This is a genomic window from Flavobacterium piscinae (genome assembly GCF_004122145.1).
GTDB lineage: Bacteria > Bacteroidota > Bacteroidia > Flavobacteriales > Flavobacteriaceae > Flavobacterium > Flavobacterium piscinae.
Map to the genome: position 1 here is coordinate 79155 of NZ_SBKQ01000007.1, position 25199 is coordinate 104353.

Genomic DNA, 25199 nt, shown 5'->3' on the forward strand with positions numbered 1-25199 from the left:
TTGACAAAGTTATTAAAACCCTAACGTATCTTTGACCAATTCGAAGCGTTTAAAGGAGAAACTCGATTTAAATTGTCTACCAAGTCTGAAATATCAATTTTTGGACCACCGGTAAAAATGGAAAGAATTTCATCTGATTTTGTGTCAAAAAATACACGTGTTAAATATGCATTAGGACGAACAGCATTGATTTTTGATAAAGTTAATACGGCATTTTTCACACCTTCTTTACCGGCTGCTAAATCGTCTGCCATTAAATCTAAACCAGCTTTGTGGTAATCATAAAATCCTAATCGGATGGGATCAAACGTACTGGATAACAAATCATTTACTAAAAAAAATCTGTTTTGCAAGCCGTCTGACTGCGACCACCCTTTGCCACCCGCTTGAGAAACGCTTACAATATTTTGAGCGATTTCTAAATATTCATTACCTCCTTGGTATTCAAAAGAGTCGGCATCCATGGCTAAAATCATGTAAGAATAAAAAGCGATTACAGAAACCAAATTGGAATCAAAACTATTTGGATTGAAAAACAAATTTTCAAATTCTACATATCTAAAGGTAAAATCTTTATCGTTTATATTTAAAATTGGTGTACTATAAGTAGAGTTAAAAACAGGTCTTGAAGCCTGAACTTGAATGGTAGCCGTAAATATATTATTGTTAAACTCCGAAACATTGATAAACATCGAACAATCGATTCGTTCGTTATTTTTAAATTCACGCGTACTCCATTTTGTTTTATTCACAAACTCATTTAAGGACGTTTCAAGTGTTTTAAAAATTTGTTGATTAGCAGCAGTTATTCGTTCAGAATTAACTTTTACACTACAATTTAATTCTTGTGCTTGAGTTATACCCAACGCAATCAAAAAAACAAATACTAGAAGTTTACGCATGATATTGTTGTATTATTTTGTTCAAAATATCCTTTGCAACTTCCTCTTTTGATTTAAGTGGCATCGGTTCTATTTGAAATGATTTATCAATAAATGTTATTTTGTTGGTCGCTTTACCAAAACCGGCACCTTCATCATTCAGCGAATTTAAAACAATCAAATCTAAGTTTTTTTTCTGAATTTTCAACTTAGCATGCTCAATTTCATTTTCTGTTTCCAAAGCAAAACCAATTAAAAATTGGTGTTTTTTAATTTCTCCCAATGATGCTAAAATATCTTTTGTCTTTTCTAATTCAATAGAAAAATTCACATCTGACTTTTTAATTTTTTGATTAGCAACTACTTTCGGTTTATAATCAGCTACTGCTGCCGCTGCTATCGCAACATCAACGTTATCAAAATACAAATGACATTGTTGATACATTTCTTCTGCAGATTGTACACGGATTAACTGAATCGCCAAATTATTCACATTCAAATGCGTCGGGCCGGAAATCAAAATAACTTCAGCCCCCAATTGAGCTGCTTCGTTAGCGATATCAAAACCCATCTTTCCTGTTGAATGATTACCTATAAAACGCACGGGATCTATTGCTTCGTATGTGGGACCGGCAGTAATGAGTATTTTTTTTCCTTTTAGTGGTAATTTTTGCGAAATATCATTTTCCAAAAAGGATATAATATGCTCAGGTTCAGCCATTCTCCCCTCTCCGGAAAGTCCGCTGGCTAATTCACCCGATTCTGCCGGAATCATGATATTACCGAATAATTGCAGTTTGTGAAAATTATCAATCGAAGTAGGATGCTTGTACATATCCAAATCCATGGCCGGTGCAAAATATACCGGACATTTGGCAGATAAATACGTAGCTATCAGTAAGTTATCGCAATTTCCATTGGCCATTTTAGCCAACGTATTTGCGGTAGCCGGTGCAATAATCATCAAATCTGCCCAAAGGCCTAATTCAACGTGATTATTCCACAATGCATTTTCATCTTCGTCGTTATAAAACTCGGAAAAAACAGGGTTTTTTGATAAAGTAGACAGTGTTAAAGGCGTAACAAAATCTTTAGAAGCAGGTGTCATGACAACTTGCACTTGAGCACCTGCTTTAATAAATAGTCTAACCAAAGTTGCAGTTTTATAGGCAGCAATTCCGCCGGAAACACCCAGCAGTACTTTTTTCCCTTTTAAAACTGACATAAGGTTCTTATTTGGTAGTATCTCTGTGATAAATTTTTCCTTCTAACCACTCTTGTACAGCCAATGCATGTGGTTTTGGTAATTTTTCATAGAATTTTGAAACTTCGATTTGTTCCTTGTTTTCAAAAATCTCTTCTAAACTATCATTGTAAGTAGCAAATTCTTCTAATTTTTCAATTAATTCTTTTTTAATTTCAGAATTAATTTGATTTGCTCTTTTAGCGATGATTGTAATCGCTTCGTACACATTACCGGTGGTTTGCTCAATCGCTCTCTTATCATAAGTAATCGTGTTAACCGGAGCATTCGTCTTTTTTAAATCCATAACTACTATTTATTTTGAATATTGTTCTAAAAGTTTATTAACGTCTTCTTTAATTTTATCTGCTTCTTCTTTGTATTTTGTCTCGGGATATTGCTTGAAAAGCTTATCATAATTTTCCAATGTTTCATTTAATCGTGATTTTACTTTATAATCCACACTATTGATAGCATATTTGTAACTTGCCTCAATTTTATAATAAAGTGCATCTTCTCTGTAGGGTGTACCAGGATAATCAGCTATAAAATTATCTAAAGCCACAATAGGAGCCCTAAAATCTCTGATTGCTTCGGCGATTGTATGGTATTGCTTTGCAATTTCAAATGCTTTAAATTCAAGTTTTTCCCTTAAAGCCTTGACAACCACGTTTGCTTCTGTAATGTACTGAGATTCAGGGTAGGCATCAATAAAGGCTTGCATTTTTTCAATTGCTTTATCGGTGTCTATTTGATCTAAAGAATACCTTGGTGATAATTTTGAATAACAATAAGCCCCTAAATAAGCAGCTTCCTCAACTTTTTCACTTTTGGGGTAACCCGATGCAAAACTTTCAAATTGATATCCTGCAGTATAAAATTGTTCTGTTTTGTATAAACTTTGAGCATACATATAAAACATTTTTTCTGCCTGTGGTTTACCTCTGTAAGAAGGAGCTATCTGCTCAAATAAACGAATAGCTTTTTGGTATTTTTCCTTGTTGTATTTTTCTTCTGCAGCGGCATATTTTAAAGCAATATCTTCACTTTTCAATGCTTTTTGGTATGGACTGCAAGAGCTGAAAACAACTGCAAGAAGGAATACAAAATATAATTTATTCATTAGGCGAATTTTATAGGCAAATTTCCATGAATCTTTATCAAGAAAACCGGACTGCAAATTTAGTTAATAATTGCAGACTACAAAACATTTTTTTTATAGTCTTTAAAGGCAGTAAAAAAACAAAAAGATGCGATATAAACCGCATCTTTTATATTTTGATTAACATTGTTCTTATTTTGCGGGAGCCATTGGACTCACAAAGTTTTTCATTTCATTATCAAAAAGATACAAACCACCTTTGTCATCGCCAATTAAATTGATTTTATCTAAGATATAACGAGCTGTTGCTTCTTCTTCAATTTGCTCTGACACATACCATTGTAAAAAATTGTGGGTTGCAAAATCGCGTTCGTCTAAAGTAATACCCACTAAATTATTAATGCTTTCCGACACTTTAATTTCATGCTCTAACAATTGTTTGAAAAGTGCTTTATAATTGGTTAAATCCAAGGAAGGTTCTAATGTAGCTCCAACTTTTGCTTCGCCTCCTCTTTGGTTAACATATTTAATTAACTTGAGCATGTGCATCCTTTCTTCATCGGATTGGTTATACATAAAAGTAGAAATTCCTTCAAACCCTTGAACCTCTGCCCAAGAGGCCATGGCTAAATATACTTGTGAAGAATCACCTTCCATTTTAATCTGATTGTTTAAAGCTGCTAATACATTTGCTGATAACATATTTCTCTTATTTTTCTAATTAATAAATCTACCGCTAATTTACAATTTTTTTGACAGTTTGACGAATTCTGTTTGCTAAGTCTTCGTTAACATTAACCAAAGGAAGTCTTAATATATTTTCACACAAACCTAAAACATGGAAAACTTCTTTTATTCCGGCAGGGTTTCCTTGTTCAAATATCATATCGATAGCATCTGCCACTTGGTAATGAATTTGATAAGCTTCCTCTACCTTTCTTTCTAGTCCTAATCGAACCATGGTTGAGAATTGTTTTGGAAATCCTTCGCCAATAACCGAAATCACCCCTGCTCCACCGGCTAAAATCATTGGTAAAGTAACCATATCATCACCGGAAATTACTAAAAATCCTTCCGGTTTGTGTTGAATTAATTTCATGGCTTGGACAATATCGCCAGCCGCTTCTTTGATGGCTACAATATTTTTAAAGTCATTGGCCAATCGTAACACAGTCGAAGGAAGCATATTACTCGCTGTTCTACCGGGAACATTATATAAAATGATTGGAATTGGCGAAGCTTCTGCAATAGCCTTGAAATGTTGATAAATTCCTTCTTGTGTTGGTTTGTTGTAATAAGGTGAAACTGATAAAACTGCTGTAAAACTTGACAAATCTCTCGTTTTTAATTCCTCTACAACTTGATAAGTATTATTTCCTCCAACTCCTAAAACAAGTGGTAATTTATTATTATTTGCTTTGATAACTGTATTGATTACCAATTCCTTTTCAGCAGTTGTTAATGTCGCCGTTTCAGCAGTTGTTCCTAAAACCACTAGATAATCTATTCCGTTATCTATTTGATAATGAACAATCTTAGTTAACGCTTCCGTGTCAACGGATAAATCTTTTTTGAACGGAGTTATCAAAGCCACTCCGGTTCCAATGAGTGATTGCATAGTTATAGTTTGTTTAGTATTCTTAAGTATTTGAATAATTCATCAACAAAAACTGTATAGTTTTCTACATCCGTATCTATCATAAAATGATTTAATCGTTTGTCTGTTGATGTAAATCCAACTTTAAAATCTGCCTTTGATTTGTGAGTTACAATTTGAAGTGGGGTCTTCATTTCATCATAATAACTGATTAATAAATCAAATTGGTTGGATTTAAACTCTTTTGCTTCTTTTTTTTCAATAGTTCCCAACCAAGTTACATCACTCTTACTATAATGTGGGTAATTTATTTCTTCTTTCTTCTTATACCTGGTCTTGTAGGCCAACACTGAAATTTTTTCAGGTTTGATTCCATTCGAAACTATAAGTTGAATCAAAGCCTCTTTTTTATCGAAATGCGTTTCGTCTATCAAAACACCAACCGTTTGAATGGGCTTGTTTGAAATAGAAGAATTTAGATTGAGTGAACTTTTTTTTAATACTCTTTTAGCGGAAAAAGTTCTAAAATATTTTAAAAACATTGTACCTTTACTTGGATTACAAAATTATAGAATTAAAGTCGTTTTTTGATGCTAAAACTAAAAAACTATACCGTTATAATGACACATTTTGTGTTATTTATAACATTTTCATTTATTTTCTCAGGTTGTAAATCAAACTATGAAATTGTAAAAATTGAGGGAAAACAAATTGAAATAGCAAACAATTCTTCTGAATATCCTGAAATTGAAAACTTTATCGAGCCCTATCGTCATCACATTAACAAAGACTTAGACAGTGTGTTGGCTTTTTGTCCCGAAACCTTAGATAAAAGTAAAGGTGAATGGCAAACCAACATTGGTAATTTTATGGCTGATGTTTGTTTAATTGAAAGCAATACGATTTTCAGAAAACGATATGGTAAATCTATCGATATTTGCTTATTAAATCATGGAGGAATACGCTCTATTATACCTAAGGGAAATGTTACTACGAGGACAGCATTTGAAGTGATGCCATTTGAAAATAATATGGTTGTGGCTGCATTGAAAGGAAGTCAAATTATGGAAATGATTGATTATTTGATTGCTGAAAAAAAACCTCACCCGTTGAGCGGATTACAAATAACACTTGATAAGAATAAAGCTTTTAAATCAGTGTTGATAAATGGTGACGTTTTGGATTTAAACAAAGTTTACTATGTTGCTACTTCTGATTATTTAGTAAATGGTGGTGATAACATGAATTTCTTTCTGAAAAACAGTCAACTATTTGACTTAGATTATAAAATACGAAATATTTTAATTGACTATTTCAAGGCCGTTGAAGTGGTAGAAGCTTCTTCAAAACCAAGAATAATTGTTGACCAAAACTAATGCTATGAAAAGAAGAGATTTTATCAAAAATACGGTTGCCGGTTCAACATGGGTTAGTTTAGGAGGTTTGCCTTTAACAGGTTTTAGTCAAGCTAAGACAAAACAGTTAACTATTTTGCACACGAACGATGTACATAGTCATATTGACCCTTTTCCGGCAAATCATCCTAAAAACCCGAATATGGGCGGAGTTGTTAATCGAGGTATTCTTATTGAAAAAATCAGAAAAGAAAACCCAAATGTTTTGCTCTTAGATGCCGGTGATAGTTTTCAGGGAACCCCCTATTTTAATTATTATGGCGGAGAATTAGAATTCAAATTAATGTCGAAAATGGGTTATGAAGCTACCACTATTGGTAATCATGAGTTTGACAATGGCATTGAAGGGCTAGCCGCTCAAATGCCTCATGCGAAGTTTGAAATTCTTTCTGCAAACTATGATTTTAAAAACACAGTGATGCATCCTTTTGTGAAACCTTACAAAGTATTTCACAAAAACGGAATCAAAGTGGGTGTGTTTGGATTGGGTGTTGAATTAGCCGGTTTGGTTGATAAAAAGATGTATAAAGAAACGGTTTATAATGACCCGGTTGAAATTTCTAAAGAAATTGTAAAAAAATTAAAATCTAATGAAAAATGCGACTTAATTATTTGTCTCTCCCACTTGGGTTATGCCTACAAAAATGATCCAAACAAAATTTGCGATACCAAATTAGCAACGTTAACCCGAGATATTGATTTAATTATTGGTGGACATACACACACTTTCTTAGACAAACCAACTCTACTTAAAAATCTTGATAATAAAGACGTCTTGGTAAATCAAGTTGGGTGTTATGGCATTAATTTAGGGCGAATTGACTTTTATTTTGATACAGATTCTTCAGTCATTTCACAAGGTAAATCGATTATTGTTTGATGTTCTGAAAGTAATATATACCGCATAAAAAGATAATGTCCTCCAAAAAAACAGAAGGTTCGAATGGGTTTAAACACTTGAACGTATAGGTAATACTTTTCAATCATAAAAATAAAAATCAACAAGGTGAACAACAAAGTGCTTATTAGTAGCCAACTGTTTTTCATGTTATCTTCCTCTAAAACAAAATTTGAAACAGCCAATCCTCCTAAAAAGGAAATGATGAATGCATTAAGAATTGACGGTAAATAATTTATGCCTAAAGAAGCATACGTTAAAAATATCAAATAAAAACAAATTGATAAAAAAGGTAAAAAACCAAGTGTTACAGGAATAAAACTGATTTTCTTTGAATTTTTTAATACAATGATAATCGTTAATATTTCAAAAATTAAAAAGAAAAGTGTTGCAAATAAAATTCCAACATCTGATTTTAAAAACAAAAACAGTATGGATAATAGTGAGAACAATAACGAAACCAAATAGAGCTTATTTTTTTTGAAAGAACTTAAATAATAAATCAAAAAAATTAAAGAAAGTCCAATCAATCGAGTAATCAGAATGATTCTATCTATATCAAAATAAACTCCATAGGCTAGAATGCCTATAACAATAAAAAATAAGCCAGTTAAGGGTAATACTAATTTGTAGTTCTTTTTCAAATAAAAATATTAATGTTTACCAATCTGCTTTTCAGTCATTAAAATATAAAGATAAAAAAAATAATGAGCCAACATTAAAACTAAAACACGAATTGGTTGAAAAATTGGAATAAACAAATAATATTTTTGAATAACGAATAAAAATACAATAATGGTGTACAACAATGTGCTTACCAGTAACCATGTGTGCTTAAATCCTTCTTCCATTAAGTAATTAGACAAGGATAATCCGCCCAGAATTGAAACTAAAACTACATTTACAATAGCAACCATAAAACTTTGTCCTAACGAGTCCTGCGTAAGTACAATAAAATAAAGTAAAGGAAAGAGAAAAAAAACACTCCCAATTCCAACTGTAAAAAAAGAGCGTATTGGTGAAGCTTTTATCACTAAAATTATAGTTATGATTCTGTAAAGTAAAAAGGCAATTAAGCCATAATTAAGTAAGATCACATCGGTTGAAATGAAAAGAATATTTGATATTGCTGCACAAAAAAGTGCAACTAAGTAGAATCTGCTAATTTGCGTTGATGTCATAATATAAAGCAACATCAAAACCGGAATACTGATTGATTTTAAAATGTATTCGATTAATTTATTATCAAAAAACGAAACAATGATTAATAAAAAAACAATCAGAACAAAAACAGAAGTTAATACTTTAAAATGCCTATTTAACAAATATTCCTTCATAAATTATTTTATTAAAATGTAAAGAAACTAATTAGAATTTGATTTTTCTATGATTAAAATAAACTTATAAAAAGCAAAATAGGCAAACGCATTCAAACTCATGGCAATAGGTCTGAAAATCTGTAATTGAAAATAAAATTTTTCGATAAAAATAATAAAATGAAGCGTTACGAAAGACAAAACACAAATCAATAGCCATGAACTTCTTGAGCTGTCATTCATGATGTAATGCGAAAGGGCAATTCCGCCTAATAAAGAAATCAAACTATTATGGATAATCATGATGTAATATACTTCATTAGAAAGTAAATCGGTGTCAAAAAAAATATAGAAAAAAATGAATAAAAAAGGAACTGATGCCAAGATTACTGGGATAAAATCTTTAGTTTTCATTACTTTAATTATATAAAAAATATTAATTAATCGATGAAACACAAAAACAATCAACCCAATAAAAATAAATTTAAAATCGTTTGGAATAAAAAGTACATTGGTTATTAAGGATGTTACAATAGTAAGGAAAAATAAAATATCTTTTATTGGTGAACTATACCAATACAAAGTCATCAAAACCACCGAAATGAGCGGTTTGAAAATATAAATTACGGGTAAAAATCTAAAATATTCGGCAATTACCTCAATTAAAGCAACTAAGAGTAAAATACCAGTTAAAATTTTTACTTTATCCATACTAATTTTAATTTATAAATTTAAGAATAAAATTAATATGTAGTTAACTATTTAATAATTTTACTAAATAAAATGAATAAAAAAATCCGAAATACATTAAATACTTCGGATTTTTTTTACTTTACTTTAAACTTACTTTATGTCAACTAATTCAGTGTTAAAAATAAGAGTTGCTTTAGCCGGAATCACCGGTGGTCTTCCCTCTGCACCATAGGCTAACCAATACGGAATAATTAATTTGGCTTTGGCTCCTTTGTTGAGTAGAGCGATGCCTTCTTCCCATCCCGGAATTACCATTCGGTTGCCAAGTTTAAAATCGATTGGTTGATTTCGGTCGTAGGAACTGTCAAATTTTTTACCGTCAGACAGTTCTCCAATATAGTGCACAGAAACATTGTTTCCGGGCATAGCTTTTGCTCCTGTTCCTTCGCTTTCCATAATGTAAGCTAAACCGGATGGAAGAATCGTTGCTTTTGGGAAAGTCTTTTTCACATATTCATTGAATTTCACCTTCTCTGCTTTTAATTCTTCTTCTTTTTTCTTTTTCTTTGCTTCTTCTAAAGCCAATCTGCTTTCAAAAACTTTTGGTGCATCAAATTTTTTAGCAGCATCCCCAATTCTGATGATTTTAACTTTATCCATCACATCATTTTGAGCGATCGCATTCACCACCTCTTGTCCTTCAACAACACTTCCAAAAACGGTGTGTTTACCGTCTAAATGAGGAGTTGGCACATGTGTAATAAAAAACTGTGATCCATTGGTTCCTTTACCGGCATTTGCCATAGAAAGAATTCCGGGACGATCGTGTTTTAAATCGGTAATTTCATCGGCAAATTTATAACCCGGTCCACTCGTTCCGGTTCCTGTTGGATCGCCTCCTTGAATCATAAAATTTGCAATAACTCGATGAAATTTTAATCCGTCAAAATAAGGTTTCCCTTTAAGGTTTTCCGAAACTTCTTTATTTGTACCTTCCGCTAAGGAAACAAAATTGGCTACTGTAATAGGTGCTTTTTCATATTCTAATTTAAGAAGGATTTTGCCTTTCAAAGTTTGAATTTCAGCATAAAGACCATTCTCCTTTTGAGCAAATGTGCTCATGGATATGGCAAAAACGATAATTGTAACTAACTTTTTCATACTTAATAATTATTGATTTGGTATATTTTCTAAAAGTTCTAATTCAAAAATTAAATTGGTATTAGGAGGAATAACTCCACCGGCACCAGCCTCTCCATACCCAAGATGAGAAGGGATAAATAAAACCGCTTTATCACCAATACTCATTTTTTCTAATCCTTCCAAGAAACCGGGAATTAATCCAGTTTTATTTCCGTATTGAAATGGAAAAGGCACATAAGCTTTTGCATCGGCTTTTTGCTGATTGAATTTTCCAAATGCTTTGGATAGATCTTCATAACTGGAATCGAACAATTCACCACTTTCAAAAAATCCGGCATAGTGAACGTACACAGTTGAACCAACAGCCGGTTTTATGCCTTTCCCTTTTTGATAAATGGTATACTGCAATCCGTTTGCCGTTTTTTGTGCATTTTTTTTCTGCTCTTCAAAAAAGGCTACTTTTGTATCAATGACATCTTTATATTGAGCTAAAAATTCTGCTTTTTCAGCAGCTGCTTTTTCTTCAGCTTTTTTTCTATTTTCGGCTTCTACTTTTAAACGATCGTTAAATACTTTTACGGCATCAAATTTTTTAGCCGCTTCGCCATTTCTTACAATTTTTATTGACTCCATTACATCTGAAGCCACAATGGCATTCACCACTTCCTGACCTTCTTTAACTTTTCCGAAAACAGTATGTCTCCCATCTAAAAATTTGGTTTCCACATGTGTGATAAAAAACTGAGAACCATTTGTACCCGGACCCGCGTTGGCCATTGACAAGATTCCGGGTCCGTCATGAGACAAATCGGTAATTTCATCCATAAAATTATAACCAGGACCACCACTTCCGTTTCCGGCAGGATCACCTCCTTGAATCATAAAATTTGCTTCTACTCTGTGAAATGTTAAACCATCATAAAAAGGCACTCCTTTTTTAGCATTATCGGTTACATGTTCATTGGTTCCCTCTGCCAACGAAATAAAGTTGGCTACGGTGATGGGCGTTTTTTCATATTCTAATTGGGTAATAATATCACCTTTGTTGGTTTTTATCACTGCAAAAATACCATCACCTAAATGGTCATAATCTTTTCCGCAAGAGGCTAAAAATAAAGCCGTTATACTTAAAACCAGAAATTTTACTTTTTTCATTTTACTATTTACTTGTTTATTGCTTGTTAGAATTATTTTCATTTTTAATTTTTTTTAAGTCCGTTTCCTTTTTAAAATCGATTAATGTAACCGTGCACATGATAGGAACGTTAGGTCCTATTCGGTTTTTATCACCCAAATAACCATAAGCCATATGAGAGGGAAATAAAAATGTTACCTTTTCATTTTTACGCATCAATTTGATAGCGTCTCTCAAACCAATCATAATTTCTTGTTTATCGACCAAGTAATCTTGCGGACGAAGTTCCAAAGCGGTATAAATCACATTTCCTTTTAAATCATTTATTTCATATTCAAAAAATGCTACATCTCCCCTTTTAGGTCTGAGTGTATCGGTTTCATTTTTTATTTCATATGTGTACCAATAGCCTTTTTTGGATGCCAAATACTCTTTAGTTGGATTGCTTTTAATGATTGAGTCTATCTGTTTTTCTTCATAAGCTACCAGCTTTTTGTTGCGAACAATCGATTCTTTTATGAAACTTCCCGACGATTGTTGAATGGGTCGTCTTGCTTCCGTGTCTTGGCAACCGATAGCGAATAACATGCCAAAAAAAAGTAAACTATAAAAAATTTTTGCTTTCATTAGAATTTTAATTTCGGATGATTCTTTACTACATTTTCAAATTGTTTGATTGTGTCTTCCATTGACAACATTGATTTTCCACCGGCCGCATTATTGTGACCACCACCATTAAAATGCTCTCTAGAAAGCTGATTAACATCGAAATCCCCCAAAGAACGCAATGATATTTTAATGATTCCTTCTTCTTTATTTTCAATAAAAATGGCCGTAAAGATTACATCTTTAATAGACAAACCGTAATTTACTATTCCTTCAGTATCTCCTTTTTTGTAGTTAAAAAGATCTAATTCCTCTTGTGTTAAAGTAATGTAAGATGTTTTATGGTCTTTTATAACCCGTAAATTTTGTAGAGCTTTTCCCAACAATTGTAAACTCTCATAGGTATTGTTATTGAAAAGCAGATTGTGGATTTCGGTATTTTCAATTCCCAAATCGATTAAATCAGCTACAATTCGATGAGTTTTTCCGGTTGTTTTTGGAAATTTAAACGACCCGGAATCGGTTACTATTCCGGTGTAAATGCAGGTTGCAATAGTTTTATCAAGGTAGTTTCCATTGCCAAAAGATTTTATAAAATCATAAATCATTTCACAAGTAGAACCATAACGAGTGTCTGAAAAAGTTACCTTGGCATAGGTGTCAGGTGCTTGATGGTGATCAATCATAATTAAAGGCACTTGTAATGTATTTAATACATTCTCCATTTCACCGGTGCGGTGTAAAGCATTAAAATCGAGTGTGAAAATTAATTCTGCTTTTTCGAGTATGTTTTTTGTTCCGTTTCTGTCTTTTTCATAAATTAAGACATTTTGAGATTCGGGCAACCATGCCAAAAAATCAGGAAATTCATTTGGAGAAATAACAACCGGTTGATGGTTTAATTTTTTTAGAAAATGATATAATGCTAATGTTGATCCCATGGCATCTCCATCTGGATTTCTATGCGGAATTATGGCAATTTTTTTTGAACTCTGAAGCAGTTTTTTGGCTTCGATAATAAGATTTTCTTCCATAGGATGCGAAGTTACTTTTTTTCTTTCAATAACGAAAAAATAGCCTGAAATTATAAATTTTCGAATGTCGATTTTTTGAATTTATTATAAATTTTTCCTTTTACTCCGTCAATCATTTGGGTTGAATAAATACCCTTCCTACCCGAAAAAAGATAGGAAATCAGACAAGCGATGCCGAGAAACAATCCGGATTCAATGCCAAATAGTTCCATTCCCATTACAGTGCAAGCAATCGGCGTTTGAGTTGCTCCTGAAAAAACGGCAACAAATCCCATTCCTGCTAAAAGTGCAGTAGGTAAAGGAATGTAAAAGGATAAAAAACTTCCTAATGTTGCTCCTACAAAAAACAATGGTGTAACTTCACCACCTTTAAAGCCTGCCCCCAAAGTAAAACCGGTAAATAAAATTTTCAACAAGAAAACATACCCCAATTGCTGTGTTTGAAATGAATCAACAATTGTTGGTATTCCTAATCCGATAAACTGAGTTGTTCCCATCAAAATAATGGCAAATGCAATAACACTTCCTCCCACAATTGGTCGTAATGGTGGAAATGTAATGTATTTTGCAAACATATTCCCCCACCAATGCGTGCTTTTAGAAAATAACATTGCTGCAAAGCCAAATGGAATGCCCACCAACAAAGTCCATAGTACCATTTTAAAAGAAATTGCAGGGATAAAAGGTATTGAGTAATGTGTATGCTTTACCGGTAAAAACTCTACCGTGTAATAAGCAATAAAAGCCACTAAAAATGTGGGGAATACAATTTTAAAATTTATTTTACTGAAGAAAAGTACCTCGATAGCAAAAATTGCTCCGGCTAAAGGCGTTCCAAAAACAGAAGCAAACCCTGCACTAATGCCGCAAATTAATATTATTTTTCTATCTTCTTTATCTAAAGAAAAGAGATTTGTAAATTGGTCTGCAATACTAGTACTCATTTGAATTGCTGTACCTTCTCTACCGGCAGAACCCCCAAAAAGATGAGTAATTAGGGTACCTAGAAGTACCATTGGAGCCATCCTGAAAGGTATTTTCTTTCGAGGATTGGAATATTCTTCTAAAATTAAATTGTTTCCTTCAACCACCCTTTTACCGAATTTATAATAACCATATCCTATAAAGAGTCCGCCAAAAGGCAAAAAGTAAATTATCCATTGGTTAATTTCTCTATAGTCAGTTACTAATTCCAAGCTATATAAAAATAAACCCGAGGTAAAACCGGAGATAATTCCGATAATTACTGCAAGAAACGTCCATTTAAAAAAGAATTTTAATGTAGATTTTAAAAGCATTGGTTTTTATAACTTTCCAAAAATAATGAAATTATCAGATTTTTTGTTGATATTTAAATAGATTAAAAACTACAAAAAAGTTTGAAAATTAAATAATATTGTTATTTTTAACCTCAATTAAAAAGAACCAAACCAAATACCATACAATGCCCCATATAATTAAATTATGGATATTGCCATTTTTAAATCTTTTTAAAGTTGTAAAAGAAATAGCATCCTCTAAATTTAACTTGAAAGTTCCCTATTTTCTAAATCTTTCATCTACATCAATAAGTAAAGATTGGCTTTTTGTAATTGTCTTTGTGCTTTTCCTTTTCACCATTTCTTATTTAGTTTTTAGAAGAAACCTAGCTTATAACAAAAATTTTGTGAGAGATTTTTCTGAGACAGAATTTTCTAAATCAGAATATCAAAAATATTTTTTATCGCTTTCTATCATCATACCCTTTGTTGAAATTGTATTGAATGTATTTGAATTGAGAAATAAGCCGATGGTATTTTCAAATTTAGTATTTGGAGTAATCTTTTTAGGCATTTATTTTTTAAGTAAAATAAGTAGTGTTTTATTTAACTTATTGCCTCGCCTATTTATTTTCTTTTATCTCGTTTATGTATCAATCGTAATAAAAAATCTAGTTTACTACGATCCGATGGAATTAATAACCTTTTCTGCTTTATTAACTTTAATCTTTTTTTCGTATAATGTTTTTAAAAAAATTAAGCATTACTGGTTTTTTATAAGTTCATTGTTTGTCATTTTTCTACTACTTTTAATTACCGGAAAATTAGTTTTTGAAATTGGAGTAATTTGTATAATAAGTTTTTTATTAATTGTAATTTTAAATCATGTTAGACATACTTCAATATTAAATACTAAAGACAAATTTTTATTTGCTAATGAAATTGTAAATAAAGGGAACTCGCTTGTTATTGCCACAAAAAAGAACGGAGAATTAACCTATTGTAGCGAAAATATACAAGGCATTTTAGGTTATCAAGTGGAGGAAGTCTTGGGAATGGGATTTTGGCAATTAACAGAAGACCCTGAATTTATTGGAGAAGATTATCATCAAGATTACCAAAGAGATCGAGTTTATAAACGAAAACTTAAGTGTAAAAATGGTAAATATAAATTTATTCAATGGGTAGACAAAGAATTTGGTGATGATTTATTTGTTGGGATTGGAATCGACGTTACCGAACAAATAAACATAGAAAACCAATATAAAAATCTTGTTGAAACAGCCACTGATTTAATTTTTGAAACAGATAATCTTGGAAAATTTACTTACATCAATTCCTTTTCGTGTGAATTACTTGAATATGATTTGGGTGAATTGATGAAATTAAATTTTGGACAATTAATAAAGGAAGATTATCGAGAAAAAATAGTCTCTTACTATATTGAAGAATTTAAAGAAAGTGGTAGTTCAAGGCTGATGGAATTTCCCATTTTAAAAAAATCAGGCGAAGAAGTTTGGATTTCACAAAAAGTAACCGTTAAAAAAAATGATTCAGGTGAAATTATTGGCTATTCCGGTATTGCAAGAGATATTACATTAATACGAAATTTAGAGATTGAAAGAAATCAAAGGCAGGATAAAATAAAAAAATACAACAATGCTTTAACAAAATTGTCTACAACAAGTTTTGCAAAATATGATAGCATTGTATCCATAATAAAAGTAGTTTCTGAAAATGTTTCTAAATCTTCCGGAATTCAACGTATAAGTTTTTGGAATTATTTTCCTGATCGAATTGAATGTGTAAACTTATTTGAACTCAAAGACTATAAACACTCTAATCATTTGGTCATTAAAAAGAAAGATTATCCAATCTACTTTGAATCCATCGAAAAAGAGCAAATTATTATTGCTTCTGACGTAAATTTACAAAAAGAAACTTCAGAGTTTATTGATAATTATTTCTTAGAAAATAATATAAAATCGTTATTGGATTATCCCGTTTTTATTGATGGAAAATTGTCAGGAATTATTTGTTTTGAAACCACTCATTCAAAAAGATACTGGGATAACGAAGATATAAATTTTACCCGATCAGTTTCTGAAATTATTACCTTAGGTTTTGAAACAATTAAAAGAAAACAAATTGAAGATAATTTAATTTATAAAAGTGATTTATTAACCGCAGTGACCAAAATTTCTGAAAAAATATTGGTTTCAAAAGATACCTTTAAAGATTTTGATGAAATATTAGCTACCCTTGGAGATGCTACAAAAGCAGACAGAGTGTATTATTTTGAAGCGGTTGAAGAAAATAGAACAATATCGCAAAAATTTGAATGGGTAAAAGGACAAATTGAACCACAAATTGAAAATCCTGACTTACAAAATGTTCCTTATGAAATGTTTTTAGATATCGTTATTCCTTTAAAATCAAGTAAAGTATACAACAAACTTGTGAAAAATATGTTCGAGAGTGAGTTTAAAGAACTTATGAAATCACAAGACATATTATCGGTTCTCATTTTTCCAATTCAAGTTAAAAACAAACTTGTAGGTGCCATAGGATTTGATGATTGTACCAATGAAAGAGTATGGTCAGAAGATGAAATAAATATTCTCCAATCGTTAATGAATAATATTTCTTCTGCTATTGAAAGAGGTTTAAATGAAAGCTTAATTTATAGTAGTGAAGAACGTTTCAGATTGTTGGCCGATAATATTCCGGGAACAATTTATTTATCTAAATACGATTCTAAATTTACCAAAATTTATCTGAACGATGAAATCCAAAAATTGTCAGGTTATTCTAAAGATGTATTTTTAAATAATGAAATATCATATTTAGATATTATACATCCTGATGATCGAGAAAGAGTGATAAAAGATCAGAAATATGCCTTAGAAAACAATCAAAAAATACATTTTATTTATCGAATTATTCATAAAGATGAGCGAATTGTTTGGGTAGAAGAATTTGGTGATGTAATTACAAAAAACAACCAAGTAGAATTTATTGAAGGAATTTTTATTGATATCACAGAACGTAAACTACAAGAAGCAGCCATCAAAGAAAAAGAAATGGCCATTGCTGCTAATAAAGCTAAATCTGAATTTTTGGCCAATATGAGTCATGAAATTAGAACACCATTAAACGGTATTATTGGATTTACAGATTTATTAATGAACTCCGATTTAGAAAAGGGACAAGCTAAATACATGAAAACCGTCAACCAATCAGCTAAGTCATTGATGAGCGTGATTAATGATATCTTAGATTTTTCTAAAATTGAGTCCGGTAACCTTGAACTGGTAATTGAAGAAACCAAACTAAAAGATTTAGCAATCGAAGTAATCGATACCATTCGTTTTGAAGCCATTCAAAAGAAAATTGATGTAGATGTGCATGTAAACGCTGATGTCCCTAAAACGGTTTGGATTGATGCAGTTCGTTTAAAGCAAATTTTAATCAATCTTCTCGGAAATGCTGTAAAATTTACTTCCAACGGAAAAGTGAAACTAAAAATTGAAGTGATTGATAGAATTACTTCGCATCAAACCCGACTTCGTTTTTCTGTAATTGATACCGGAATAGGAATTAGACGAGAAAATCAAGCGAAAATTTTTGAAGCATTTTCACAAGAAGATAGTTCAACAACAAGACAATATGGCGGTACCGGATTAGGCTTAAGTATTTCAAACAAATTACTGGCTTTAATGAACAGTAAATTGGAATTAATTAGTGAACCTAATGTAGGAAGCTCTTTTTATTTTGATGTCGACGTTCAGTCATCGAGCAAAGAAAAAATTTCAAATCTTAATCTTTTAAAAGTGGATGAAGAATTTGTATATCAAAATTTTGATGCTCTTCGTGTATTAATTGTGGAAGACAACAACATCAATTCTTTGCTGGCAAAAACCTTAATAAAAAAGATTCTACCTAATTCAAAAATTACAACCGTTTCCAATGGTCAAGAAGCCATAGAAAAATTTGAGGTCGAACAATTTGATATTATCTTCATGGATATTCAAATGCCTTTGATGAACGGTTACGAAGCAACCAAAGTAATTCGAACAATGGATCATGGAAAAACTATTCCTATTATCGCTTTAACGGCCGGAACAGTTATTGGTGAAAAAGAAAAATGCCTAGAAATAGGGATGAATGACTATGTATCAAAACCAATAGTTAAAGGAAGTTTGGAAGAAGTAATCGCAAAATGGACTTCTTCTTAATTTTTTTGTACTTTTAATTACTAAAATCATAAATTATGAAATGGGAAGGCAGAAGACAAAGCAAAAATGTTGAAGACCGTCGTGGCATGGGCAACACCGGAAAAGTGGTTGCCGGTGGAGGATTAATTGGTATTATTTTATTGCTCATTAATATTTTTGGTGGTGAAGGTGCTCAAAACCTTACACCTATATTAGAACAATTAAATCAACAACAACAATCATCAGCAACTCCTGCACAGCCTTTGAGTGAAAAAGATGAAAAAATGGGTCAATTTGTGTCAACAGTTTTAGCCGACACAGAAGATGTTTGGCATAAAATTTTTGAAGAAAACGGTATGACTTACAAAGAACCGGGAATGGTATTATTCAGAGGTTCTGTTCAAACGGAATGTGGCGGAGCTACATCAGCCTCCGGTCCTTTTTATTGCCCGGCTGACCAAAAAATCTATATGGATTTAGATTTTTTTGATGAATTGCAAACGCGTTTCGGAGCAAAAGGTGGAGATTATGCCATTGCATATGTTATCGCTCACGAAGTGGGTCATCACGTACAAACCTTATTAGGCACATCCGGAAAAGTAAGACAATTGCAGCAAAAGTTAAGCAAAGCGGAAGGAAATAAACTTTCTGTTTCTCTTGAACTACAAGCCGATTTTTATGCCGGTTTATGGACTCATTACAATAGTAAGTACCTGGAAGAAGGTGATATTGAAGAAGCTCTTAGTGCTGCTCACGCAGTAGGTGATGATGCTATTCAAAAGAAAATGCAAGGTCATGTAGTACCCGATTCATTCACACATGGAACTTCTGAACAACGCGTAAAATGGTTTGGCAAAGGATTTAAAACCGGTGATATCCGTCAAGGAGATACTTTTGCTGCATTGAATTAATTTCAGTTTTTAAGCATTTTATTGTTCATTCAAAAAATAAATCTTCCCTTTTTTAAAACATTCGTAATTCGTTTTAAATTAGGGATTTTTTATGAATTGTTCCCTTAAATATGGGTGACACTTTTATACTTTTGTTTTTTAAAAGTACAAAAATGAACGTTGGCATCGATAGTATTTCCTTTGATATTCCTAAACTTTACTTACCCATTTCTACTCTTGCACACAAGCGTAACATAGAACCCGATAAATTGATAAAAGGTCTCGGTTTACACAAAATGAGTTTTCCGGATCAACATCAAGATGTTGTAACCTTCGCAGCAAATGCTGCTTTAAAGTTAATTCAACAGGAAAATATTAATCCATCTGAAATTGCTCGAATATATGTAGGTTCAGAAAGCGGTGTGGATAGTTCCAAACCGGTTGCCTCCTATGTGTTATCGTTATTAGAAAGTAAATTAGGTGTTGGTTCATTTCGAAATTGTGATGCAGTTGATTTAACTTTTGCTTGTATTGGTGGTGTGGATGCATTACAAAATTGTTTGGATTACATTCGTTTACATCCAACCAAAAAAGCGATTGTCATTGCTTCCGATAACGCCAAATATGATTTGGAATCGAGTGGTGAATATACACAAGGTGCGGGTGCCATTGCCATGTTGATAACTTCCAACCCAAGAGTTTTGAGTTTTTCTAGTGAAGTTGGTGTTTCCACCGAAGGTGTTTTTGATTTCTTTAAACCAAGAAGAAGTTTTTCCAAATCAGAAATAACTAAATCCCCTGAAAATGAGGAATGGTTTGGCGTTTTGGAAAATGAAGTTTCCATTTACAAAGAACAACCTGTATTTGACGGACAATACTCCAACCAATGTTACATCAACAGAATTACCGAAGCTTACGAACATTTTAAAAAAGAAAGTCAACAAACTGGAAAAGTGTATGAAAATTGGGCTTCTATTTTAATGCATCTTCCCTATTGTTTTCAAGGAAGAAGAACTTTTATAGAAATTTTTGCGAATGAAAATCCGGAATTACTCAAGAGTCAAATTGGCGAAACTGTAAAAGACAAACTAAAAGCATTGACCAAAAGTCCGGAATATTTGGAACTCATCAACCAAAAGATTTATCCCTCAGAAATTGCCTCCGGTCAAATAGGCAATATTTATACGGGTTCCATTTTCCTTGGTTTACTCTCTGCTTTATGCTATCATGCCCAACAAAACACTTCTTTAGAAAACCAAAAAGTAGGATTCATAGCCTACGGAAGTGGTTCCAAATCAAAAGTTTTTGAAGCCATAGTTTGTGAAAATTGGAAATCGGTCATTAGCCAAAATAATCTCTTCGAAACATTAGAAAATAATCATTCGATTGATTTTGAAACCTATGAAAAATTGCATAAAAAAGAATTGCAACAGGCAGTTTTAGAACCAAAAAATGAATTTGCTCTAATTTCTATCGAAAAAGAAAATCCGGTTTTGGTGGGTGCAAGGTATTATGAGTTTGTGATATAAATCCTCTCAGTGCGACAGCACTAAATTTCGTCCGACTTCAGTCGGATGAAGAAAAAAACCTCCCTAATCTTATCGTACTCCTCACCAAATGATTTTTTACGATGATGATTTTCTTGGTTTTTAATATAATTTCGAACACGCTTCAAAATAGATTCAGAAACTGATAATGCAAAAAATTCACTTTGCCATTCAAATCTTTTCCCTTTCAAATTCGGAAACAAATCAGGGTTTTGGTTAATCCAATACGAAGATTCACCTTTAATTAATTGCATTACTTTTTCAACACTTTGATTAATTCCCAATGAAATCAAACAATGACAATGATCTTCATAACCATTAACAAAATCAACATGAATTCCTTTTTGTTTTGCATTTTCTTTGATATGATTCCAAACAAATTGTCTTGATTCAATTGTGTTTAGAAATGGATATCTGTTTTTTGTGCACCAGACAAAATGGATGTAAATTTTTAGATATGGCATATAATAATGATTTTGGATTTTTTAATCCTCCGACTGAAGTCGGAGGCAAGTTAGTGCTGAAGCACAAATAATATTGATTATGCTTTTGAATTTGTCATTGATATTGATTTTTGACATTGATTACCCCAACCAACCCTCGCGATCTAAACTTCGATATTGAATCGCCTCCGCTATATGATTCGGTTTGATGTTTTCAGCAGCTTCCAAATCCGCAATGGTGCGGGCCACTTTCAAAATTCGATCATACGCCCGTGCGGATAAATTCAAACGTTCCATTGCGGTTTTAAGCAATTGTAAGGATGTTTCATCTAACACACAAAACTCTCTAATATATTTACTACCCATTTGAGCATTGTAATGCAAATTATCGAATTGTTCAAACCGTTTCGATTGAATTTCTCTAGCTAGTGTAACTCTTTTCCTGATTTCTGCACTGCTTTCAGCTTTTCGGGTTTCCGTTAATTTTTCAAAGGGAACCGGATTCACTTCAATATGAATATCAATCCTATCCAAAAGCGGACCTGATATTTTACTTAAATACCGTTGCATTTCCGCCGGAGAAGTACTGACCGGTGCATCCGGGTCATTGAAATAACCACCCGGACTCGGATTCATACTCGCCACTAACATAAAAGAAGATGGATAAGTAATCGTAAATTTTGCTCTGGAAATGGTTACTTCTCTATCTTCTAACGGTTGCCGCATAACTTCCAACACTTCGCGTTTGAACTCCGGTAATTCATCTAAAAACAAAACACCGTTATGTGCCAATGAAATTTCACCCGGTTGCGGATAACTTCCACCTCCAACAAGTGAAACTGAGGAAGCCGTATGATGCGGACTTCTGAACGGACGCTGACTCATCAAACCGGCATCTTTAATTTTTCCGGCAACGGAATGAATTTTGGTGGTTTCCAACGCTTCCTTCATGGTCATGGGTGGCAAAATACTCGGCATTCGTTTAGCCAACATCGTTTTTCCTGAACCGGGTGGGCCAATTAAAATGATGTTATGACCACCGGCAGCAGCAATTTCCATACAACGCTTGATGCCCTCCTGCCCTTTTACGTCCGAAAAATCAAATTCCGGAAAATCTAAGGTTCTTGAAAATTCGGTCTGGGTATCAATAACAGTTGGTTGTAAATCGCCTTTCCCTTCAAAAAAATCAATGACTTGTAACACATTTTCTACTCCATACACATCTAAACCTTCTACAATCGCGGCTTCTTTTACGTTTTGAATCGGGAGAATAAATCCTTTATAGCCTTCTTCTTTAGCTTTAATGGCAATTGACAACGCTCCTTTTATAGGTTGTAAACCGCCATCCAATGAAAGTTCGCCCATAATGATGTAACGATCTAATTCCTCCGCTTGAATTTGTCCGGTAGCAACTAAAATACCAATGGCAATCGTAAGGTCATAAGCCGAACCTTCCTTTCTCATATCAGCCGGAGCCATATTGATGGTGATTTTTTTAACCGGTAAAGAATAGTTGTTATTTTTGAGGGCGGCAGCAATGCGGTAACTGCTCTCTTTGATAGCATTGTCGGGTAATCCGACCAAGTGGTAGCCCACTCCTTTATCAATATTTACTTCAACTGTAATCGTGGTGGCTTCAACGCCGAAAACGGCACTTCCAAATACTTTAACTAACATGGCGTATACATTTAATGTGACAAATATCACAAATTGATTTGAATAATTACTTTAATTTTGAAAAAAATTTAACATGTGTTGGTCAAAATATTTCAAATTCGTATTAATTTTACTACTCTCAGCCACTTCCATTTCACAAAATAAAATCACTGAAAATCAGCAAATTTGGTTAGGATACATCACACAAACAAAGTTATCCAATCATCTTTCATGGTGGAATGATGCTCACTGGGTTCCGGAGAGTTTTGGTTTAGTCAGAACTGGAATAACTTATCATTTCGGTAAAAAAAATCAAATGACCACAACTGTCGGTTATGCTTTTGGGAAAATATATCCGCCGGAAGGAGCAGAAACTTTTCGACCGGAACATCGCTTGTGGGGTCAAACAACATTAAGCCATAAACATAATGATTTTTCGTTTTTACACCGATTACGTTATGAAGGACGATTTAGAGGAAAAATTATCGAAGATCATCTTCAAAATGAATTTAATTTTAACTACCGATTACGCTATTTACTGCAAGCACGATACTATTTTAAAAATCAAGAAAAAGGAAAATTTTATCTAATGGCATCCGATGAAGTCTTATTTAATGTGGGAGATGAAATAAAAAATAATTTCAGATTAGACCAAAACAGAATTTCGCTTGGCGTTGGTTATCAGCTAAAAAAAATGACTTTTCAGGTGGCATACATGAATCAATTGATAGAATCCAATACAAGTTACACTTTTAAAATGAACCATAATTTGCAAATTTTGGTTTTGCATCACTTCGACTTACGGAAAAACCCGAAAACGAATTAACTTTTTTAAAACCATACTTTTAGTTTTTACGTATATCCATTTACCAATAAAACGAAAAACAAAAAGTATGGATAAATTAATTTCATTAACCAATGAGCACCAAAGGTTAGCAGCCCTAAAAAGTTATAACATTTTAGACACTCAACCTGAAAAAGATTTTGATGATATTACTGAATTAGCCTCTCAAATTTGTCAGGTTCCAATTTCTGCTATCACATTGATGGATAAAGACCGACAATGGTTTAAATCAAAAGTAGGTTTTGATAAGGTCGAAATTCCGAGAGAAGAGGCTTTTTGTACTTATATGATGGACAACAATTTGAAATCCATAGAAGTACAAAACATGCATATGGATAACCATTTCAATACGAATCCATATGTGGCAGGCGACCCAAAAATAGCTTTCTACGCTGGAGTTCTTTTAATTGATCCGGACGGACAAACCTTAGGTAGTTTGTGTGTTTATGATCTTGAACCAAAACAATTAACTGATTTTCAACTCAATGCTCTTGAAAAACTTGCACATCAGGTAATTCAGTTATTGGAACTTCGAAAAAAGAATGCTCTTTTAGAAGAAAATAATGCCAATCTCCTATCAAAATATAATGAATTGGAACAATTTGCCAGAGTAGTTTCACATGATATTAAATCGCCTTTAAACAATATAATTTCACTAACCAATTTATTTCAAGAGGAATACGGAAACAGCATAGATGAAGCCGGAAATGAATATTTAGAATACATTTCGAAATCTTCATTGGAATTGAAAAATTTTGTGGATGCGATTCTGATTTACTACAAAAGTGACACCATCAATACCACACAAAAAGAAGAAATTAATTGGAATGAATTGTTTCGTAAAACAATTTCGATGTTAGATTCTAAAAATGAATATGAGATTGTTTTTCCTTCAAACAATACCGTTCAATTTTATTCTAACAAAATGGCGATGGAACAAATCATTTCCAATTTAATCAGTAATAGCATCAAATACAATGACAAAGAGAAAGTGAAAATTGAAATTGGTTTAACGGAACGAACAAAAGAAATTTTACTCACCATCAAAGACAACGGAATTGGTATTGCTAAAGAAGATTACGAAAAAGTCTTTTCATTTTTTACAACTTTAGGCAAAAAAGATCGTTTTGAAAATAACGGAACCGGAATTGGTCTTTCAACTGTGCAAAAAATGGTACACAAATTAGATGGCCGAATTGAATTAGAATCAGAAATTGGTAAAGGTTCTACCTTCACATTATATTTCAAAAAATAGTTAGTGAGTTAGTTTACGTTTTTAA

The 25199-nt window shown here is 32.5% G+C and carries 24 protein-coding genes; 7 read left to right on the forward strand and 17 right to left on the reverse strand.

Annotated features, from left to right (window positions below; all coding sequences use genetic code 11):
• Positions 1–20: 20 nt before the first annotated feature.
• The 7 genes from porD to EQG68_RS07965 form a co-directional block, all read right to left on the reverse strand.
• The gene (gene porD, locus EQG68_RS07935) at positions 21–902 is read right to left on the reverse strand and encodes a type IX secretion system protein PorD (protein ID WP_129464279.1); all 882 of its coding nucleotides are present in this window, start codon (positions 900–902) and stop codon (positions 21–23) included.
• The gene (coaBC, locus tag EQG68_RS07940) at positions 895–2106 is read right to left on the reverse strand and encodes a bifunctional phosphopantothenoylcysteine decarboxylase/phosphopantothenate--cysteine ligase CoaBC (protein WP_129464280.1); all 1212 of its coding nucleotides are present in this window, start codon (positions 2104–2106) and stop codon (positions 895–897) included. Before coaBC ends, porD begins: the two co-directional genes overlap by 8 nt.
• A gap of 7 nt (positions 2107–2113) precedes the next feature.
• The gene (locus tag EQG68_RS07945; RefSeq protein WP_112085507.1) at positions 2114–2431 is read right to left on the reverse strand and encodes a DNA-directed RNA polymerase subunit omega; all 318 of its coding nucleotides are present in this window, start codon (positions 2429–2431) and stop codon (positions 2114–2116) included.
• Positions 2432–2440: 9 nt separating this feature from the next.
• On the reverse strand, positions 2441–3247 hold the full coding sequence (locus EQG68_RS07950) for an outer membrane protein assembly factor BamD (RefSeq protein ID WP_129464281.1): 807 nt from the start codon (positions 3245–3247) through the stop codon (positions 2441–2443).
• Between the two features lie 171 nt (positions 3248–3418).
• On the reverse strand, positions 3419–3928 hold the full coding sequence (locus EQG68_RS07955; protein WP_129464282.1) for a ferritin: 510 nt from the start codon (positions 3926–3928) through the stop codon (positions 3419–3421).
• Positions 3929–3962: 34 nt separating this feature from the next.
• Positions 3963–4844, reverse strand: coding sequence for a 4-hydroxy-tetrahydrodipicolinate synthase (dapA, locus tag EQG68_RS07960; protein ID WP_129464283.1), 882 nt, complete (start codon positions 4842–4844; stop codon positions 3963–3965).
• Between the two features lie 2 nt (positions 4845–4846).
• Positions 4847–5365 (reverse strand): DUF6913 domain-containing protein, encoded by a 519-nt coding sequence (locus EQG68_RS07965; protein WP_129464284.1) that lies wholly within the window; start codon positions 5363–5365, stop codon positions 4847–4849.
• Between the two features lie 78 nt (positions 5366–5443).
• Here EQG68_RS07965 and EQG68_RS07970 point away from each other — a divergent pair, with 78 nt between their 5' ends.
• Both EQG68_RS07970 and EQG68_RS07975 read left to right on the forward strand, forming a co-directional pair.
• The gene (locus EQG68_RS07970) at positions 5444–6199 is read left to right on the forward strand and encodes a 5'-nucleotidase (protein WP_317125516.1); all 756 of its coding nucleotides are present in this window, start codon (positions 5444–5446) and stop codon (positions 6197–6199) included.
• A gap of 4 nt (positions 6200–6203) precedes the next feature.
• A complete protein-coding gene (locus EQG68_RS07975) occupies positions 6204–7118 on the forward strand; it encodes a bifunctional metallophosphatase/5'-nucleotidase (protein ID WP_129464286.1) in 915 nt (304 codons plus the stop codon).
• Here the strand turns inward: EQG68_RS07975 and EQG68_RS07980 are convergent.
• The 8 genes from EQG68_RS07980 to EQG68_RS08015 all read right to left on the reverse strand — a co-directional run bounded on the left by EQG68_RS07980 (position 7064) and on the right by EQG68_RS08015 (position 14361).
• Entirely contained in the window at positions 7064–7780 is a 717-nt protein-coding gene (locus tag EQG68_RS07980; protein ID WP_129464287.1) for a hypothetical protein, read from the reverse strand. The genes EQG68_RS07975 and EQG68_RS07980 overlap by 55 nt on opposite strands.
• Before the next feature lie 9 nt (positions 7781–7789).
• A complete protein-coding gene (locus EQG68_RS07985; RefSeq protein WP_129464288.1) occupies positions 7790–8473 on the reverse strand; it encodes a hypothetical protein in 684 nt (227 codons plus the stop codon).
• A 27-nt stretch (positions 8474–8500) separates the two neighbouring features.
• The gene (locus EQG68_RS07990; RefSeq protein ID WP_129464289.1) at positions 8501–9163 is read right to left on the reverse strand and encodes a lysoplasmalogenase family protein; all 663 of its coding nucleotides are present in this window, start codon (positions 9161–9163) and stop codon (positions 8501–8503) included.
• Between the two features lie 132 nt (positions 9164–9295).
• On the reverse strand, positions 9296–10306 hold the full coding sequence (locus EQG68_RS07995) for a peptidylprolyl isomerase (RefSeq protein WP_129464290.1): 1011 nt from the start codon (positions 10304–10306) through the stop codon (positions 9296–9298).
• Positions 10307–10315: 9 nt separating this feature from the next.
• On the reverse strand, positions 10316–11443 hold the full coding sequence (locus tag EQG68_RS08000) for a peptidylprolyl isomerase (protein ID WP_129464389.1): 1128 nt from the start codon (positions 11441–11443) through the stop codon (positions 10316–10318).
• Between the two features lie 16 nt (positions 11444–11459).
• The gene (gldI, locus tag EQG68_RS08005; protein WP_129464291.1) at positions 11460–12050 is read right to left on the reverse strand and encodes a gliding motility-associated peptidyl-prolyl isomerase GldI; all 591 of its coding nucleotides are present in this window, start codon (positions 12048–12050) and stop codon (positions 11460–11462) included.
• A complete protein-coding gene (locus EQG68_RS08010; RefSeq protein WP_129464292.1) occupies positions 12050–13063 on the reverse strand; it encodes a DHH family phosphoesterase in 1014 nt (337 codons plus the stop codon). The genes gldI and EQG68_RS08010 overlap by 1 nt, the downstream gene beginning before the upstream one ends.
• A gap of 50 nt (positions 13064–13113) precedes the next feature.
• Positions 13114–14361: a voltage-gated chloride channel family protein gene (locus EQG68_RS08015; protein WP_129464293.1), complete on the reverse strand. Its 1248-nt coding sequence runs from the start codon at positions 14359–14361 to the stop codon at positions 13114–13116.
• 146 nt (positions 14362–14507) lie between these two features.
• On the opposite strand from EQG68_RS08015, the gene EQG68_RS08020 reads away from it, so the two are divergent.
• The 3 genes from EQG68_RS08020 (at position 14508) to EQG68_RS08030 (ending at position 20958) form a co-directional block, all read left to right on the forward strand.
• Positions 14508–18560 carry a PAS domain S-box protein gene (locus tag EQG68_RS08020; RefSeq protein ID WP_129464294.1) on the forward strand — a complete coding sequence of 1351 codons (4053 nt, stop codon included), beginning with the start codon at positions 14508–14510 and terminating at the stop codon, positions 18558–18560.
• 35 nt (positions 18561–18595) lie between these two features.
• Positions 18596–19450: a KPN_02809 family neutral zinc metallopeptidase gene (gene ypfJ / locus EQG68_RS08025; RefSeq protein ID WP_129464295.1), complete on the forward strand. Its 855-nt coding sequence runs from the start codon at positions 18596–18598 to the stop codon at positions 19448–19450.
• Between the two features lie 152 nt (positions 19451–19602).
• Positions 19603–20958: a hydroxymethylglutaryl-CoA synthase family protein gene (locus EQG68_RS08030; protein WP_129464296.1), complete on the forward strand. Its 1356-nt coding sequence runs from the start codon at positions 19603–19605 to the stop codon at positions 20956–20958.
• A 20-nt stretch (positions 20959–20978) separates the two neighbouring features.
• On the opposite strand, the gene tnpA is transcribed toward EQG68_RS08030, so the two are convergent.
• Both tnpA and EQG68_RS08040 read right to left on the reverse strand, forming a co-directional pair.
• Complete coding sequence (gene tnpA / locus EQG68_RS08035; protein ID WP_129464297.1) at positions 20979–21440, reverse strand: IS200/IS605 family transposase; 462 nt, start codon at positions 21438–21440, stop codon at positions 20979–20981.
• A 120-nt stretch (positions 21441–21560) separates the two neighbouring features.
• Positions 21561–23096, reverse strand: coding sequence for a YifB family Mg chelatase-like AAA ATPase (locus EQG68_RS08040; protein ID WP_129464298.1), 1536 nt, complete (start codon positions 23094–23096; stop codon positions 21561–21563).
• 73 nt (positions 23097–23169) lie between these two features.
• Between EQG68_RS08040 and EQG68_RS08045 the strand changes: the two genes are divergently transcribed.
• Both EQG68_RS08045 and EQG68_RS08050 read left to right on the forward strand, forming a co-directional pair.
• A complete protein-coding gene (locus tag EQG68_RS08045) occupies positions 23170–23901 on the forward strand; it encodes a DUF2490 domain-containing protein (RefSeq protein ID WP_129464299.1) in 732 nt (243 codons plus the stop codon).
• Positions 23902–23968: 67 nt separating this feature from the next.
• Positions 23969–25174: a GAF domain-containing sensor histidine kinase gene (locus EQG68_RS08050; protein WP_129464300.1), complete on the forward strand. Its 1206-nt coding sequence runs from the start codon at positions 23969–23971 to the stop codon at positions 25172–25174.
• Positions 25175–25199 lie beyond the last annotated feature (25 nt).

Coding starts and splice junctions, on each gene's coding strand:
- porD (WP_129464279.1), bottom strand. CDS start 902: ATGCGTAAACTTCTAGTATTTGTTTTTTTGATTGCGTTGGGTATAACT.
- coaBC (WP_129464280.1), bottom strand. CDS start 2,106: ATGTCAGTTTTAAAAGGGAAAAAAGTACTGCTGGGTGTTTCCGGCGGA.
- EQG68_RS07945 (WP_112085507.1), bottom strand. CDS start 2,431: ATGGATTTAAAAAAGACGAATGCTCCGGTTAACACGATTACTTATGAT.
- EQG68_RS07950 (WP_129464281.1), bottom strand. CDS start 3,247: ATGAATAAATTATATTTTGTATTCCTTCTTGCAGTTGTTTTCAGCTCT.
- EQG68_RS07955 (WP_129464282.1), bottom strand. CDS start 3,928: ATGTTATCAGCAAATGTATTAGCAGCTTTAAACAATCAGATTAAAATG.
- dapA (WP_129464283.1), bottom strand. CDS start 4,844: ATGCAATCACTCATTGGAACCGGAGTGGCTTTGATAACTCCGTTCAAA.
- EQG68_RS07965 (WP_129464284.1), bottom strand. CDS start 5,365: ATGTTTTTAAAATATTTTAGAACTTTTTCCGCTAAAAGAGTATTAAAA.
- EQG68_RS07970 (WP_317125516.1), top strand. CDS start 5,444: ATGACACATTTTGTGTTATTTATAACATTTTCATTTATTTTCTCAGGT.
- EQG68_RS07975 (WP_129464286.1), top strand. CDS start 6,204: ATGAAAAGAAGAGATTTTATCAAAAATACGGTTGCCGGTTCAACATGG.
- EQG68_RS07985 (WP_129464288.1), bottom strand. CDS start 8,473: ATGAAGGAATATTTGTTAAATAGGCATTTTAAAGTATTAACTTCTGTT.
- EQG68_RS07990 (WP_129464289.1), bottom strand. CDS start 9,163: ATGGATAAAGTAAAAATTTTAACTGGTATTTTACTCTTAGTTGCTTTA.
- EQG68_RS07995 (WP_129464290.1), bottom strand. CDS start 10,306: ATGAAAAAGTTAGTTACAATTATCGTTTTTGCCATATCCATGAGCACA.
- EQG68_RS08000 (WP_129464389.1), bottom strand. CDS start 11,443: ATGAAAAAAGTAAAATTTCTGGTTTTAAGTATAACGGCTTTATTTTTA.
- gldI (WP_129464291.1), bottom strand. CDS start 12,050: ATGAAAGCAAAAATTTTTTATAGTTTACTTTTTTTTGGCATGTTATTC.
- EQG68_RS08010 (WP_129464292.1), bottom strand. CDS start 13,063: ATGGAAGAAAATCTTATTATCGAAGCCAAAAAACTGCTTCAGAGTTCA.
- EQG68_RS08015 (WP_129464293.1), bottom strand. CDS start 14,361: ATGCTTTTAAAATCTACATTAAAATTCTTTTTTAAATGGACGTTTCTT.
- EQG68_RS08020 (WP_129464294.1), top strand. CDS start 14,508: ATGCCCCATATAATTAAATTATGGATATTGCCATTTTTAAATCTTTTT.
- ypfJ (WP_129464295.1), top strand. CDS start 18,596: ATGAAATGGGAAGGCAGAAGACAAAGCAAAAATGTTGAAGACCGTCGT.
- EQG68_RS08030 (WP_129464296.1), top strand. CDS start 19,603: ATGAACGTTGGCATCGATAGTATTTCCTTTGATATTCCTAAACTTTAC.
- tnpA (WP_129464297.1), bottom strand. CDS start 21,440: ATGCCATATCTAAAAATTTACATCCATTTTGTCTGGTGCACAAAAAAC.
- EQG68_RS08040 (WP_129464298.1), bottom strand. CDS start 23,096: ATGTTAGTTAAAGTATTTGGAAGTGCCGTTTTCGGCGTTGAAGCCACC.
- EQG68_RS08045 (WP_129464299.1), top strand. CDS start 23,170: ATGTGTTGGTCAAAATATTTCAAATTCGTATTAATTTTACTACTCTCA.
- EQG68_RS08050 (WP_129464300.1), top strand. CDS start 23,969: ATGGATAAATTAATTTCATTAACCAATGAGCACCAAAGGTTAGCAGCC.